Origin of the sequence: Pseudoalteromonas tetraodonis, assembly GCF_002310835.1 — a bacterium.
Classification (GTDB): Bacteria; Pseudomonadota; Gammaproteobacteria; order Enterobacterales; family Alteromonadaceae; genus Pseudoalteromonas; species Pseudoalteromonas tetraodonis.
On record NZ_CP011041.1, the window covers coordinates 1,649,676 to 1,665,724 of the forward strand.

Annotated in this window: 15 protein-coding genes; 12 read left to right on the forward strand and 3 right to left on the reverse strand. The window is 40.4% G+C overall.

The window, feature by feature from the left end:
- The first annotated feature begins 149 nt into the window (after positions 1-149).
- The 10 genes from gyrA (at position 150) to PTET_RS07655 (ending at position 10,888) form a co-directional block, all read left to right on the forward strand.
- Entirely contained in the window at positions 150-2,849 is a 2,700-nt protein-coding gene (gene gyrA, locus PTET_RS07610; RefSeq protein WP_008465686.1) for a DNA topoisomerase (ATP-hydrolyzing) subunit A, read from the forward strand.
- A 98-nt stretch (positions 2,850-2,947) separates the two neighbouring features.
- Positions 2,948-4,030 (forward strand): 3-phosphoserine/phosphohydroxythreonine transaminase, encoded by a 1,083-nt coding sequence (gene serC, locus PTET_RS07615; protein WP_013464877.1) that lies wholly within the window; start codon positions 2,948-2,950, stop codon positions 4,028-4,030.
- Positions 4,030-5,307, forward strand: a complete 1,278-nt coding sequence (aroA, locus tag PTET_RS07620) for a 3-phosphoshikimate 1-carboxyvinyltransferase (protein WP_036956456.1) — start codon at positions 4,030-4,032, stop codon at positions 5,305-5,307. Before serC ends, aroA begins: the two co-directional genes overlap by 1 nt.
- A gap of 107 nt (positions 5,308-5,414) precedes the next feature.
- Complete coding sequence (cmk, locus tag PTET_RS07625) at positions 5,415-6,125, forward strand: (d)CMP kinase (RefSeq protein ID WP_016899929.1); 711 nt, start codon at positions 5,415-5,417, stop codon at positions 6,123-6,125.
- A gap of 95 nt (positions 6,126-6,220) precedes the next feature.
- Entirely contained in the window at positions 6,221-7,888 is a 1,668-nt protein-coding gene (gene rpsA / locus PTET_RS07630) for a 30S ribosomal protein S1 (protein ID WP_002961176.1), read from the forward strand.
- Positions 7,889-7,955: 67 nt separating this feature from the next.
- A complete protein-coding gene (gene ihfB / locus PTET_RS07635) occupies positions 7,956-8,243 on the forward strand; it encodes an integration host factor subunit beta (RefSeq protein ID WP_008114744.1) in 288 nt (95 codons plus the stop codon).
- Positions 8,244-8,264: 21 nt separating this feature from the next.
- Positions 8,265-8,546 (forward strand): lipopolysaccharide assembly protein LapA domain-containing protein, encoded by a 282-nt coding sequence (locus tag PTET_RS07640; protein ID WP_008114742.1) that lies wholly within the window; start codon positions 8,265-8,267, stop codon positions 8,544-8,546.
- A gap of 2 nt (positions 8,547-8,548) precedes the next feature.
- Complete coding sequence (lapB, locus tag PTET_RS07645) at positions 8,549-9,685, forward strand: lipopolysaccharide assembly protein LapB (protein ID WP_096038416.1); 1,137 nt, start codon at positions 8,549-8,551, stop codon at positions 9,683-9,685.
- A gap of 33 nt (positions 9,686-9,718) precedes the next feature.
- A complete protein-coding gene (gene pyrF, locus PTET_RS07650; protein ID WP_016899932.1) occupies positions 9,719-10,423 on the forward strand; it encodes an orotidine-5'-phosphate decarboxylase in 705 nt (234 codons plus the stop codon).
- Between the two features lie 90 nt (positions 10,424-10,513).
- The gene (locus PTET_RS07655; protein ID WP_016899933.1) at positions 10,514-10,888 is read left to right on the forward strand and encodes a hypothetical protein; all 375 of its coding nucleotides are present in this window, start codon (positions 10,514-10,516) and stop codon (positions 10,886-10,888) included.
- 55 nt (positions 10,889-10,943) lie between these two features.
- On the opposite strand, the gene PTET_RS07660 is transcribed toward PTET_RS07655, so the two are convergent.
- Complete coding sequence (locus tag PTET_RS07660) at positions 10,944-11,774, reverse strand: CvfB family protein (RefSeq protein ID WP_008114734.1); 831 nt, start codon at positions 11,772-11,774, stop codon at positions 10,944-10,946.
- Positions 11,775-11,776: 2 nt separating this feature from the next.
- Positions 11,777-13,099 (reverse strand): DEAD/DEAH box helicase, encoded by a 1,323-nt coding sequence (locus PTET_RS07665; RefSeq protein ID WP_013464880.1) that lies wholly within the window; start codon positions 13,097-13,099, stop codon positions 11,777-11,779.
- A 206-nt stretch (positions 13,100-13,305) separates the two neighbouring features.
- Between PTET_RS07665 and trhO the strand changes: the two genes are divergently transcribed.
- A complete protein-coding gene (trhO, locus tag PTET_RS07670) occupies positions 13,306-14,313 on the forward strand; it encodes an oxygen-dependent tRNA uridine(34) hydroxylase TrhO (RefSeq protein ID WP_013464881.1) in 1,008 nt (335 codons plus the stop codon).
- A 58-nt stretch (positions 14,314-14,371) separates the two neighbouring features.
- On the opposite strand, the gene PTET_RS07675 is transcribed toward trhO, so the two are convergent.
- The gene (locus PTET_RS07675; RefSeq protein WP_013464882.1) at positions 14,372-14,809 is read right to left on the reverse strand and encodes a hypothetical protein; all 438 of its coding nucleotides are present in this window, start codon (positions 14,807-14,809) and stop codon (positions 14,372-14,374) included.
- A gap of 221 nt (positions 14,810-15,030) precedes the next feature.
- Here PTET_RS07675 and PTET_RS07680 point away from each other — a divergent pair, with 221 nt between their 5' ends.
- Positions 15,031-16,047 carry an efflux RND transporter periplasmic adaptor subunit gene (locus PTET_RS07680; RefSeq protein ID WP_013464883.1) on the forward strand — a complete coding sequence of 339 codons (1,017 nt, stop codon included), beginning with the start codon at positions 15,031-15,033 and terminating at the stop codon, positions 16,045-16,047.
- The last annotated feature ends 2 nt before the right edge of the window (positions 16,048-16,049 follow it).

Consider the following 16,049-nt stretch of genomic DNA (forward strand, 5'->3'; position numbering starts at 1 on the left):
TATATAGGCCTAAATTGATAAATCGCAAAGTTTTGCGCCTGTAAATTAAAATTAATTGTGATAGCATGGTTACTTAGAAATAATAACAAACACTCTTAATACCTAATACTGGGTTGTTAAGAGCTGATACTGAAGGAATGTGATATCAAATGACTGATCTCGCCAATGAAATTCTGCCAGTCAATATTGAAGACGAGTTAAAAAACTCCTACTTAGATTACGCCATGAGTGTAATTGTAGGACGTGCATTACCAGACGTACGTGACGGTTTAAAACCTGTTCACCGCCGCGTTTTGTTTGCAATGAACGAGCTTAGTAATGACTGGAACAAGCCTTACAAAAAATCGGCCCGTGTGGTCGGTGACGTAATCGGTAAATACCACCCACACGGCGACAGTGCAGTTTATGACACCATCGTACGTATGGCTCAGCCATTCTCACTGCGTTACATGCTAGTAGATGGTCAGGGTAACTTTGGTTCGGTTGATGGTGATTCAGCAGCGGCAATGCGTTATACAGAAGTACGTATGGCAAAAATGTCGCACGAATTATTAGCCGATCTTGAAAAAGAAACGGTTGATTTTGTGCCTAACTACGATGGCACAGAGCAAATTCCTGATGTGTTACCCACTAAAATACCTAACCTGTTAGTTAATGGTTCATCGGGTATTGCGGTTGGTATGGCAACAAATATTCCGCCACATAACTTAACAGAAGTCGTGAATGGCTGTTTAGCGCTTATTCAAAACCCTGAATTGACCATTACTGAGTTAATGGATTACATTCCTGGGCCTGATTTCCCAACTGCGGCGATTATTAACGGTAAAAAAGGCATTGAACAAGCTTATCAAACCGGTCGTGGTAAAGTGTACATGCGTGCGCGTGCTGACATCGAAACCGATGAAAAGACGGGTCGCGAAACCATTATTGTTCATGAAATCCCTTACCAAGTTAACAAAGCACGTTTGATTGAAAAAATCGCCGAGCTAGTTAAAGATAAAAAAATTGAAGGGATCAGCGCATTACGTGATGAATCAGATAAAGATGGTATGCGTATCGTTATCGAGATCAAACGTGGTGACGTAGGTGAAGTTATTTTAAACAACCTTTATTCACAAACTCAGTTACAAACTGTGTTTGGTATGAATATGGTTGCGTTAATTAATAACCAACCTAAGTGTTTCAACTTAAAAGAAATGCTTGAAGAATTTATTATTCACCGCCGTGAAGTTGTTACCCGTCGTACGGTATTTGATTTACGCAAAGCCCGCGACCGTGCGCATACGCTAGAAGGTTTAGCGATTGCACTGGCTAACATTGACCCAATTATCGAACTTATTCGTAAGTCGCCAACACCTGCTGAAGCAAAAGTTGCATTAACAGCGCGTCCATGGGAATTAGGTAATGTTAAAGCCATGCTTGATAAAGCAGGCGAAGACAACGTAGCACGCCCAGATTGGTTAGCAAGCGAGCTTGGTATTCGTGATGGTCAGTACTATATTTCTGAGCAACAAGCTCAAGCAATATTAGACTTACGTTTACATAAACTTACTGGTCTTGAACACGAAAAAATTCTTACCGAATATCAATCATTACTTGAGTTGATTGCTGAGTTATTATTCATTTTGGCAAATCCAGAGCGTTTAATGGAAGTTATTCGTGATGAGCTCGTTGAAATTAAAGAGCAATATGGTGATGAGCGCCGCACTGAAATAAATGCTGCAGCACATGATATTAGCCTTGAAGATTTAATCAACGAAGAAAACGTAGTTGTTACGCTTTCACATGAAGGGTACGTTAAGTATCAAGCATTAACTGATTACGAAGCGCAGCGTCGTGGTGGTAAAGGTAAATCAGCAACTAAGATGAAAGATGAAGATTTCATTGAACGTTTATTGGTTGCCAATACGCACGATACTATTCTTTGTTTCTCTACAGCGGGTCGTTTATATTGGCTTAAAGTATACCAGTTGCCACTTGCCAGTCGTGCAGCGCGCGGTAAGCCAATTGTTAACTTATTACCACTTGAAGCAGATGAACGTATTACTGCAATCCTGCCAGTACGCGATTATGAAGATGATAAATACATCTTTATGGCGACGGCGTTCGGTACGGTTAAGAAGACGCCATTAACGGCATACAGTCGTCAACGTGCAAGCGGTATTATTGCGGTTAACTTAAACGAAGGTGATAGCTTAATCGGTGTTGATATTACCGATGGCAGCAACGAAATTATGTTGTTCACTGATGCGGGTAAAGTTGTTCGCTTTAAAGAAGCTGAAGAAACAGCTGTTGTTGATGAAAATGGTAACCCAGTACTAGACGAAGAAGGCAAACCTGAAATCCGTTTCAAAGGTGTACGTCCTATGGGCCGTACTGCAACGGGTGTTCGTGGTATTAAGATGCCAGACGATCAGCGTGTTGTATCACTTATTGTACCAAAGAATGATGGTGCAATATTAACAGTGACAGAAAATGGCTACGGCAAGCGTACCCAACTTGAAGATTACCCATCTAAGAGTCGTGCAACTCAAGGTGTTGTATCAATCAAAGTGAGTGAGCGTAACGGTGCTGTTGTTGGTGCTGTACAGGTTGATGACAACGACGAAATAATGATTATTTCGAATCGTGGTACCTTAGTACGTACTCGCGTTAATGAAGTTTCTACGGTTGGACGTAACACCCAAGGTGTTATTTTGATCAGAACTATTGACGAAGAGCAAGTAGTTGGTTTACAACGTATAGAAGAAATTGAAGTGACTGAAAGTGACTTGGTTGATATCGAAGACGTTGAAACAGTAGATACAGTTATTGATGAAGTGGCGGATGACAATCCTCCTTCAGAATAATTAGATTGAAAAAAGCGGCCTTGGCCGCTTTTTTTATGTGGTTGAAAAAAATTAAATTAGTTTAATTCAAGTTAAATTACTGGAATGAGGAAAAGGTAATGAGTATATATAATTTTTGTGCAGGCCCTGCAATGTTACCACCGGCTGTTATGCAAAAAGCGCAAAAAGAGTTTTTAAACTGGCAAGGTCTTGGTGTATCGGTGATGGAAATAAGTCATCGTAGTCATGAATTTTTAGCATTAACCGCTAAATGTGAAGCCAGCCTGCGTCGTTTAATGAATATCAGTGACGAGTTTGAAGTGCTATTTATGCACGGTGGTGGTCGAGGTCAATTCAGTGCCGTACCTTTAAACCTTCATGTTAACGGTAAAAAAGCAGTTTATTGTGAAAATGGCGTTTGGTCAAAAAGTGCAACCAGCGAAGCCGATAAGTTTACAAATACACACGCTGTTGATGTGCGCAATGATGATAACGGCCTGTTTTCTATTAAGCAGGTAGCCGATTGGGTTTTACCTGCTGATGCGTCTTACATTCACTATTGCCCGAATGAAACCGTAGACGGCCTTGAAATATTTGACGTACCCAGTCATCCAACGGCGCCGATTGTGGCCGATATGTCATCGACTATTTTATCGCGCGAAATTGACGTTAATAAATTTGATTTAATCTACGCGGGTGCACAAAAAAATATCGGTCCATCGGGCATTGCTATTGTGATTGTTCGCAAAACGCTACTTGAGCGTGAAGGGCTCGCCAAGCCGGGTATTTTAGATTACGCCCTTGAAGCAAAACAAGGCAGCATGTTTAACACCCCACCGACTTTTGCTTGGTATTTAGCGGCTGAAGTATTTGCATGGCTTGAGCAAACCGGGGGTGTAAAAGCCATGGAAGCTCAAAATATTGCCAAAGCGCAGCTGCTTTATGATTTTATTGATGGTTCAGATTTTTATACCAATAAAGTAGCGAAGCATTGCCGTTCACGTATGAATGTGCCTTTTTGGCTGGTTGATGAAAGCTTTAATGATAAGTTTGTTAAAGAGTCAAAAGAAGCGGGCTTGTTAGCGCTTGAAGGTCATCGTATTGTTGGCGGGATGCGCGCCAGTATTTATAACGCGATGCCATTGGGAGGTGTACAAGCCTTAGTTGACTTTATGGCTAACTTCGCCAAGGAGAATAGTTAATGGAGCAACTTTTCTTAGCCCCTATTTCACAAGTGAATGGCAGTGTGACATTACCGGGTTCAAAGAGTTTATCAAACCGAATTTTATTATTAGCAGCATTATCTAACGGCACCACGGTTGTTGAAAATTTACTCGACAGCGACGATATTCGCCATATGCTGGGTGCGTTAAAGCACTTGGGCGTTAATGTAACGCTTAATACTGAACGCACCGTAGCAACCGTAGAGGGCGTAAGTGGCGTGTTTAATACGCCAACTGAGCCGTTGTTTTTAGGTAATGCAGGTACAGCGTATCGGCCATTAACGGCAGTACTGAGTGCGATTGCTGGTGAGTATGAGTTAATTGGTGAGCCGCGCATGGAAGAGCGCCCTATAGGGCATTTAGTTGATGCATTACAAGCCTTGGGTGGTAATGTAAGTTATTTAAAAAATAAAGATTACCCGCCACTTAAAATTATCGGTGGGCAAATAGCCGGCGGTGAAGTCGAAATTGACGGCAGTATTTCAAGTCAATTTTTAACGGCGCTGCTCATGGCTGCGCCGTTATTTAAAGGCGATACACACATTAAAATTAAAGGTACCTTAGTCTCTAAGCCTTATATTGATATTACGCTGGATGTGATGGCGCGCTTTGGTGTAACTGTTGAGCATGATAATTACACCACGTTCTTCGTTAAAGGTGCCCAGCAATACCAAGCGGTTGAGCGCATAATGGTTGAAGGTGATGCTTCATCGGCTTCTTATTTTATTGCTGCTGCAGCAATTGCCGGTGGCGAAATAGAAATTAAAGGCGTTGGCGCTAAATCAGTTCAAGGTGATATTGGCTTTGCTAAAGTGATGGAGCAAGTGGGTGCCAAAATTGATTGGTATGACGAGCGTTTAGTTGTTCGTAAAGGCGAGCTTAACGGTATCGATATAGATGCTAATGCGATACCTGATGCTGCAATGACCTTGGCGACTGTTGCCTTGTTTGCTAAAGGGCCAACCGCTATTCGTAATATTTATAACTGGCGGGTAAAAGAAACTGACCGTTTACATGCAATGGCCACCGAGCTTAGAAAAGTAGGGGCTGAAGTGGTTGAAGGGCACGACTTTATTGAGATCACACCGCCAAAGCAATTTAATAATGTGGCTGTAGATACCTACGACGATCACCGTATTGCCATGTGCTTTGCAATGGTGGCAGTAGGGGGTAAGCCCATAACGATTAACGATCCGGCCTGTACTTATAAGACATTCCCAACATTTTTCAAAGTGTTAGCATCTGTCAGTAAATAGGCTATTTATAAGTATTTATAAAAAGTTACATACTAAAAGCGGATAATCTTTATTAATTGGCGTATAATGTGGCGGTTTATTTTGGTGTGCATTGAAGGAGGTTTTAAATGCCGGCGTTATTAATGCCCGTAATCACCGTAGATGGCCCAAGTGGTTCTGGTAAAGGAACTGTTTGTCGCCTATTGGCTGAAAAATTAGGCTGGGATGTGTTAGATAGCGGAGCAATTTATCGCGTACTATCACTTGCAGCACTTCATCACCAAATTGCGTTAGATAACGAAGAAGCACTCGTCCCATTAGCTGCAAATCTTGATGTGCAGTTTTTGATAGACAGTGACACTAATGCAGGAAAGATTATTTTAGAAGGCGAAGATGTCACAACCACTATTCGAAATGAAGAAGTGGGTGCTGCAGCGTCTAAAGTGGCCGCATTACCGCGTGTTCGAGAAGCGTTGCTTCGCCGCCAGCGTGCGTTTAGAACAGAAAACGGTTTAATTGCCGATGGCCGCGATATGGGCACTGTGGTATTTCCAGATGCGCCATTAAAGATATTTCTAACCGCAAGTGCAGAAGAACGTGCTCGCAGACGTTTTGTTGAGTTGAATGAGCGCGGGCTTGATGTTACACTAAGTGGTCTATTACAGGACATTCAAGCACGTGACGATCGCGATATGAATCGTGCCGTTGCGCCGCTTGTACCTGCAGAGGATGCGATTGAGCTTGATACTAGCGAACTCAACGCGCAGCAAGTCTTTGATAAAGTTATAACTTTATTAGATGCGAGCATCTCAGAAGGTAAGCTTCCTAAACGAAGCTAAATACATTTTATGCACCAGCAGGATGCCAGTGCTATTTTAACAACCCCATGCAGCATGGTTGCTTATTGGTATTAATATATGAGACGTATATTCGTATGTCAGAAAATTTTGCGCAGTTATTTGAAGAAAGCTTAAAGGGTTTTGAAGCAGAGCAAGGCTCTATCGTTAAAGGTACAGTAATCTCAATCGAGAACAACATTGTACTTGTAGATGCTGGTCTTAAATCAGAAAGTGCTATCCCTGCAGAGCAGTTCAAAAATGCTGCTGGTGAACTAGAAGTTGCTGTTGGCGACGAAGTAGATGTTGCACTAGATGCAATCGAAGACGGTTTCGGTGAAACTATCCTTTCTCGTGAGAAAGCGAAGCGTCACGAAGCGTGGATCCGTCTTGAGAAAGCATGTGAAGAGCAAGAGACTGTTACTGGTGTTATCAACGGTAAAGTTAAAGGCGGTTTCACAGTTGAAGTTGATTCAATCCGTGCTTTCCTACCTGGTTCACTTGTTGATGTTCGTCCAGTACGTGACACAACTCACCTTGAAGGCAAAGAGCTTGAATTTAAAGTAATCAAGCTTGATCAAAAACGTAACAACGTTGTTGTTTCACGTCGTGCAGTTATCGAATCAGAAAACTCACAAGAACGTGAAGAGCTTCTTGCTAACCTTGTTGAAGGTCAAGAAGTTAAAGGTATCGTTAAGAACCTTACTGACTACGGTGCGTTCGTTGACCTTGGTGGTGTTGATGGTCTACTACACATTACTGATATGGCGTGGAAGCGTGTTAAGCACCCTTCAGAAATCGTTAATGTTGGCGACGAAATCGCAGTTAAAGTTCTTAAATTCGACAAAGATAAAACTCGTGTATCTCTAGGCCTTAAACAACTTGGCGAAGATCCATGGGCAGCTATCGCTGGTCGTTACCCAGAAGGTTCTAAACTTTCTGGTCGTGTAACTAACCTTACTGATTACGGTTGCTTCGTAGAAATCGAAGAAGGCGTTGAAGGTCTAGTACACGTTTCTGAAATGGATTGGACTAACAAGAACATCCACCCTTCAAAAGTTGTATCACTAGGTGACACTGTTGAAGTTATGGTTCTTGAAATCGACGAAGAACGTCGTCGTATTTCTCTTGGTCTTAAGCAATGTATTGCTAATCCTTGGCAGGAATTTGCTCGTCTACAAAACAAAGGCGACCAAGTTACTGGTAAGATCAAATCAATCACTGACTTCGGTATCTTTATCGGTCTTGACGGTGGTATTGATGGTCTTGTACACCTTTCAGACATTTCTTGGAATACACCTGGCGAAGAAGCTGTACGTGAATTCAAGAAAGGCGACGAAATCACTGCTATCGTATTGCAAGTTGACCCAGAGCGTGAACGTATCTCTCTAGGTGTTAAGCAAATCGAAGCTGACCCATTCAATAACTACCTTGATGCAAACAAAAAAGGTGCTATTGTTAAAGGTAAAGTGACTGAAGTTGATGCGAAAGGCGCAACTGTTGAACTTATCGAAGGCGTTGAAGGTTACATCCGTGTAGCTGATATCGCTCAAGAGCGCGTTGAAGATGCAACTACTGTTGTTTCTGTAGGCGACGAGATTGAAGTTAAATACGTTGGTGTTGATCGTAAGAACCGCACTTTAAGCTTATCTGTTAAAGCTCTTTTCGAAGCAGAAGAGAAAGAAGTACTAGAGAAGCTTAAGAAAGAAGAGCCAGTGTTTGAAAACGCAATGGCAGCTGCTTTCGCAAATGCACAAAAAGACTAATTAATTATAGTCTTTTAATTGGAAGGGCAGTTTATGCCCTTCCACTATTTCTTTTTAAGGAAACGCTATGACTAAGTCAGAACTGATAGAAACACTTGCTGAACAACATTCACATATTCCTGTGAAAGATGTTGAGAACGCTGTTAAAGAAATTCTTGAACAAATGGCCGGCTCATTATCTTCTTCAGATCGTATTGAGATCCGAGGTTTTGGAAGTTTCTCTTTGCATTACCGTGCGCCTCGTACAGGCCGTAACCCTAAAACAGGTGAAACTGTAGAGTTAGATGGTAAGCATGTACCTCATTTTAAACCAGGCAAAGAACTACGTGACCGTGTAAACGAGAGCATTGCTTAGTAAACTTATTGGAGTAGTTACTTGTTCAAGGTATTAAAAATTATTCTGGCGGCACTTTTTTTAATTGGTGCGTTTGTATTGGGTTCTCAAAACCCACAATTAACACAAATTAACTACATAATAGCCAGTAATACATTACCTTTAGCCGTTATAATAAGTATCTGCTTTTTGCTAGGTGTTGTAGTGGGTTGTTTTGTGAGTTTTAAATTGTTCACGCAATTAAAGTGGCAAAATTACCGTTTAAAAAAGCAATTAACGCCTGAAAAAGATAATAAAAAGCGTATTGCCAACAAAGACACCTAATTATGATTGAGCTGTTGTTTTTACTGCTTCCCGTTGCTGCCGGTTATGGTTGGATCATGGGGAAAAACAGTGCAAAAAATCAGGCTCATCAATTTAATCGTCAAATTACTTCTGAATACAGTAAAGGGTTAAAGTTTTTACTGGATAGAGAAGAAGATCAGGGGCTTGAGCACTTAATTAATTTGCTCGAAGTAGCTGCTGACTCTGTTGAACATTATTCTACTTTAGCCACCATGTTTCGCCGTCGTGGTGAGCTTGACCGCGCAATAAAAATTCATGAACTGCTGCTAAAACACCCAAGTCTTAACGAAAAACAAGCCGCTAATAGCCGTTTAGAACTAGCCGAAGATTATATTATGGCTGGCTTATTAGACAGCGCAGAAGAACATTTAATATGGCTGGTAAAAAATAGCCATGCAGATGCACTCGATCCGATTATTTCTTTATATTCACAAACCCGTGAATGGGAAAAAGGCATTAATATGTTTGAAGCGCATACTGAGCTTTTTTCAAAAGAACAACACTTTAAAGCCATCGCTAATTTTTACTGTGAGCATGCCATTACCAGTAATAACCCACAACTCATGCGCAAAGCCATTAGCTTAAACTTTAAAACAATTAGGCCTTTATATGAGCTTGGACTGTCAGCTTACACCAAAGAAGATTACGTAAAAGCAATTTACTATTGGCGAGAATTAATCTGCCAATTTACTTTTTTTGCGCCATTGTTTATTGAAAAGTTAGCTCACAGCTATAAGCAATTAAAATTAACTCACCAATTTCATGAACTCATTACTGAGTTACTAGAAAAGGGTGGGGTGATGATAAAAATACAGCATTGCCAAGCCTTGCTTGAGCAAGGACACACTGAACAAGCCTTTGAATTTTTAACTGATAATTTAAAACGTCAACCCACTATTCGTGGCTTTAGTTTTTTATTACAGTTAATGAGTACAGAAAATAAAAATACAAAAGATGTGCTTAATCAAATCGATAAACTTGTTACTTCGTACATCGCCACTAAGCCTGACTTTCAATGTCAGCATTGTGGCTTTACTAGCTACACCATTTATTGGAATTGCCCTTCATGTAAACACTGGGAAACCATTGTGCCTAGCAGAGGCTTAGACGGATTTTAATCTTTATACTTTTCGCTCACTAGTAGGATAGTTATGTCTTTCGAAAAATCAAAAAAAATTCTTATCGCGCTTGATTATGATGATCAGCAAACTGCTTTAGCATTTGTAAAACAGTTATCACCAGATACCTGTCGATTAAAAGTGGGTAAAGAAATGTTTACTTATTTTGGTCCTGCATTTGTTAAAGAATTGGTCGATTTAGGTTTTGATGTATTTTTAGATTTAAAGTTTCACGATATTCCAAACACCGTTGCTAAAGCGGTGACTGCTGCGGCTAAAATGGGTGTATGGATGGTCAATGTACATGCATCGGGCGGTTATGAAATGATGCATAAAGCTAAACAAGCACTTGAGCAGTTTGGCGACAAAGCGCCATTACTGATTGCGGTAACTGTATTAACCAGCATGGACGAAGCTGAACTTGAGCGTTTAGGTATAACTAAATCACCACAAGAGCAAGTTATGCATTTAGCTAAATTAACAAAGCAAGCAGGACTTGACGGTGTCGTGTGTTCCGCGCAAGAAGCGCAAAGTTTAAAGGCTGCTTTAGGGAAAGAGTTTAAATTAGTTACGCCAGGTATTCGCCCAGCGGGCAGTGATGCAGGCGATCAAAAACGTATTATGACACCTAAAGAAGCGATTGAAGCGGGTAGTGACTATTTAGTGATTGGGCGTCCGATCACTCAGGCACAAAATCCTGTAAAAGTACTAAATGATGTAAATGAATCAATAGCTTAAATTAAAAATTAGCATAATTGAGAGCAGTTCCTTACAACTGCTTTTCTTTGTGCTACATTTAAATTATGGGTGTGCAGTGAGGGATTTGCTTTGCGTATAATAATATTTTTAGTTGTAATTATCATTAGTGGCTTTGCTGTAAATAAATATGTTTTTTCAACTAAAATGTATGATGATGTTTCAAATGTTACTGACTTGGTATCTGGTTACCCCGTTGATTTATTCAAGTTTAAAAAAATTGCTCAAAATTATGCCCAGCATCTGTGTTACACCAATGAAGGTGTGTTAGCAGGAATAGATGTTAGCAGCAGAGACTGTGTTGCGACACATGATGAAATGCAAAATGAGTGTACAGAAAAAGTTTTTAGGCTAGCGCCGTTAAATCTAGATTCTAAAAAAGAATTAATTGAATACTCAAATGAATATTCTCGCTGTACCTTACCTTATAAAAATATTAGGTTATAAATTTCAGATACTAAAAAGCCACTTAGGTTTAAAACTTAAGTGGCTTTTTATTTAATTATTTTAAACGAATAGACTTAGCTTCAATATCAATTAAGCCTTGTTTAAATAAACCGCCAATGGCTTTTTTGTAATTTGCTTTGCTGGTCGAAAAGACTTTTTTAATTAATTCAGGATCAGACTTATCGCCTATGGCTAATATGCCACCCTCATCCTTTAGTTTTTCCATTATTTTTTCACCAAGCTCGCTTACTTTACCCATGCCTGGTTTTTCAAGTATGACGTCAATTTTTCCGTCTTCACGTACTTTTTGAATAAATCCTTTTAGCTTTTGACCAACAAACAGGTTTTTAAACACCATGTTGTAAAACACGACGCCAAAATGGGATTCTTCAATAAGCACCTTGTAACCAATATCAGTTTTGCCTGCAACAATTAAGTCAACTTCTTGTAAGTGACTATACTGAGGCTCATCTTTTGATAAAAAACGGTTAAAGTTAGTTGAGGCACAAATACGCTGACTGGCGTTATCAAGATATAAACGCACTAAATATGAGTAGCCTTCTTGCATACGTGGTTTTTGTTCATTAAACGGTGCGAGTACGTCTTTTTCTAAGCCCCAATCTAAAAACGCGCCTATGCTGTTTATTTCTTTTACACGCAGTAGGGCATATTCACCCACTTGAGCATGCGGCTTTTTAGTTGTGGCTGTTGGCAGGTTTGCATTATCTAAAAATGTGAATACACTGATGCTATCGCCGGCTTCAAGCTCATGTTTTATTTCATGTTTAGGTAAAAAAACTTCACCTAAGTCATGCCCATCTAAATAGGCACCTTCGTTGCTGACTTCTTTAACAAAAAGGGTTTGGGTGGTTCCTAGGTAACTCATAATTATTCCTGCTCAGGCTTTTTTTTACGACGCATCGGGGTATCACCATCAATATTAAGAGGTGCTTTAATTGGGGCCGCTGGCTTTTTCGGTTTTGCTTTTCGTTTTGGCTGTGGCTTATTCGCGGTCACTGCTTTTTTAGTCGGTTTAATTGGCGCTACTTTTTTCTCTTTAATACCTTTAAATTTCGCTTTGAAACCCTCAACAGCAGCAAACGATAATTCATCATTTAAAAATGATTTTATTGCCAAGTAACTTGCCCAATCTTTAGGGCCCACAAGTGATAATGCGTTACCTTTAAAACCAGCACGACCAGTTCTACCAATACGATGAACGTATTCTTCTGCGTGTTTTGGTAAATCAAAGTTAATAACATGGGTAACACTGAGTAAATCTAAACCGCGCGAAGCAACATCTGTAGTAATTAATATTTTAAAGTTTTCACGGCTAAACGCATCCATAATATCAAGGCGCTTACTTTGAGTTAAATCCCCAGCTAATGCGACAGATTTAAAGCCTTTACTATTTAATGATTCACTTAAACGGCTGGTATCAGCTCGTGTGGCAGTAAATATAATGCACTGGCCGACGTTATCTTGGTTTAAAAAGTGCTCAAGCAGTGCTTCTTTATGATCAAGGTGGTCAGCTAAATACAATGTTTGTTTAATATCACTGTGTTGCTCATTGGCTGCACTGAGCATAATTTGTTTTGGTTTTTTTAATAAATTACGCGATAACGCATCAACTTGAGCATGATCTAATGTCGCCGAAAACAACAAAGTTTGACGAAGACGATGATCGGCCAGTTCATTAATTAATTTAAGTTGATCGGTAAAACCTAAATCTAAAATACGGTCAGCTTCATCAAATATAAGTAACTCTAGGCCACTTAATTGTAATGAACGTTGCTTTAAATGATCGGCTAAACGACCCGGTGTGGCGACCACAAAGTGAGGGTCGTTACGCAGTGCTTTAATTTGGTCGTTAAAATTTTCGCCACCGAGGATTTTAACGGCCTTTATGTTGGTACCGGCAATAAGTAATCGAAGTTGAGTAAAAACTTGGGTCGCAAGCTCACGAGTTGGAGCAACAATAAGTACACGAGGATCACGTTTACTGAGTGCTTTTTGTTTCATTACACGCTGCACAGCCGGTAATAAAAACGCTAAAGTTTTGCCTGACCCAGTTTTTGACTGAGCGAAAATGTCATGTCCCGCCAGTGCCGTTGGCACAGCATGAGCTTGAATATCGGTAGGCTGGGTGATCCCTTGGTGCGCTAATTGTGTTTCTAGGCGAGTATCAATCCCAAGATCAGTAAAGTGCAATGTATGTTTCTCCAATATGAGCAAGTCTGTATAAATTTATCCGCGCATTATAGCCCACTGAGCTACTGCGCTAACAGTAAAAAGCGCATTATCATCCATTTTTTTGCATTTAAATAAAAAAAGCGTAAAATACGCGCCCCATATGCGCCGGATTTACGATTCGGTAAACCGCCCCTTGCGGGTTTTAAAAGCAAAATAGGAATACCATGACTGCTGTCCATAAAGATAATGTAACCAGCGAACACTTTGTTGTATGCGCTCTGTATAAATTTGTTTCTCTGCCGGATTTTGAAGCACTTCGCCAACCTTTACTTAATGTAATGGAGCAAAACGAAGTACGAGGCACTTTATTAATTGCCGCAGAGGGGATTAACGGTACTGTCTCTGCAAAACGTGAAGGCATAGATAATTTACTTGCGTGGTTAGACACCCAACCAAATTTAGACAACATTGTTACCAAAGAATCATTTGATGACGAATGCCCGTTTTATCGCACAAAAGTTAAGCTGAAAAAAGAAATTGTGACTATGGGTGTTGAAGGCGTAGACCCATTAAAAGTAGTGGGCAGTTATGTTAAGCCACATGAATGGAATGCCCTTATTTCTGATCCAGAGGTGATCCTTGTTGATACCCGTAATGATTACGAAATTGAAATTGGTACGTTTCAAAACGCAGTAGATCCAAACACTAAAACGTTCCGTGAATTTCCTCAGTGGGCCAAAGAAAACCTAGACCCATCAAAACATAAAAAAGTAGCCATGTTTTGTACTGGTGGTATTCGCTGTGAAAAATCAACAGCCTATATGAAAGAGCAAGGTTTTGATGAGGTATATCACCTTGAAGGCGGCATATTAAAATACCTAGAAGAAGTGCCAAAAGAAGAAACCATGTGGGAAGGCGAGTGTTTTGTATTTGATAACCGTGTAGCGGTAAATCATGACTTACAAAAAGGCTCATACGATCAATGTCACGCATGTCGCATGCCTATCACAGAAGAAGAAAAGCAAAAGCCAGAATACATGGAAGGGGTGTCGTGTCACCACTGTATTGACAATGTAACCGATGAACAACGCGCTCGCTTTGCAGAGCGCCAAAAGCAAATAGAGCTTGCTCAAGCGCGCGGTGAAGGCCACATTGGTAACGAAGCACAAGCTGTTTTACAACAACGTAAAGAAGCTAAAAAAGCGCAAAAAGAAGCACAGCGAAATAAATAAGCGGTACTTTTTGTTTGTACGTTATTAATAAAAAAACCTCAGTTTTAACTGAGGTTTTTTATTTTATACTCTTTTCACAATTGCTTGTATCTGTAGTAGAGAGCGTGACCTTGTTGGCAGCATTGACGAGCACACATTTTGTGTTTTTATCGAGCTTTTTCTTTTGAATAACGGTAAATTCACCTTCATCAGCAGCATATAGATTATACTGATACGCGGTGTTGCCCCCTTCAAATAAAGCAGTAAATAATCCACCGACTAGTCCACCAACAATGGCGCCGCCAATCATTTCTTCTTTGTTGCCATCCAAGCTATCTACAAAGCCAAACCCCGCACCAGCAGCTATTCCAGTTCCCACTTCTGAGGAGAGTGTTACTTTTTGTATTGATTCAACAGACGCATAATAACGTTTAACAACTTGATTTTGATCTGCCCGATCAATCCCTGGTGATGCACAGCCTGATAGCAAGATCACCATAATTAAACTCTTTTTCATAAATGTGCCTTTAATAAAAATATTGATGAGCTAAATCATAGTCATAAATGTAATTTAAATATGTGTGGATTTTGTATGCAGCTGTAAAAATATGTAAGAGTGGCTAGCATGCTTAATTTCAGCTTACTGTTTTGCTAATTTATCGTACTTAGCTATTTATTGATCATAGAGCTGTTAAACTACGTAACATAATGCAAATAATAATTAATTAGGGTGAACCTTTGAAATCGCGAATTTTTTTTACCAGCGTGTTTTTTTCTTTAATGTCGTTAAGTTTATCTGTAAAGAGTGCCAATGTCGTGGTGGAGCAGGTAGCGATGGAACATGCTAAAGAGCAAGTTCAGGCTGTCGGTAACGCCGAAGCAATTCATTCGGTTATTTTATATCCGGCTGTGGGCGATAAAGTAACTGCGGTGCATTTTAAACCGGGTGATAGCGTAAAGGCCAGTGATGTGTTACTCGAACTTGATTCACGCAGACAAAAAGCGGCACTTGAAGAGGCAAAAATAAAACTTGCTGACACCCAAAGAACCCTCGCACGTTTAAAGCAAAGCCAAGCAAAAGGGGCTGTGCCACAAAGTGATGTGGATGATGCAAAAACAGTTGTTGAATTAGCAAAAGTGACCCTTACCCAAGCAGAAACAGAATTTGAAGACCGCCAAGTTCGTGCGCCTTTTAACGGCACTATGGGACTTACCGACGTTGAAGTGGGTGACAGAATTACTCCCCAAACGGCGATTGCAAGTATTGATGATACGCGTGCTTTATATATAAACTTTAACGCCCCAGAATCGGCCGTTTATATGCTGCGCAATAAAGGCAATGTAAAAGTATTCCCTTGGCAGTCACAAAATGCTGTAAACGCAAAAATTGCTTATCTAGATTCACGAATAGACCCACAAACCCGCACCTTACGTGTAAAAGCGCAGCTTGAAAACCCGCAGCAAAAGTTCTTACCTGGCATGAGTTTTCGTGTTCATATTGAAGTAGAAGGGCAACGTTTTGCTGCTGTACCTGAGGCGGCATTACTGTGGGGAGCAACAGGCCCTTACGTATGGACAAGTGTTGATAAAAAAGCCACTCGAATTGATGTTAAAATTGAACAGCGCCTTGCAGGTCGTTTATTAGTTTCGGGGGCTTTAAAAGAACAAGATAACTTAGTGGTAGAGGGCGTACAGCGCTTACGAGCTAACCAAGAGCTAAGCTTCTCAGCGCCAATCGCTAATACGCAGGAGTAGCC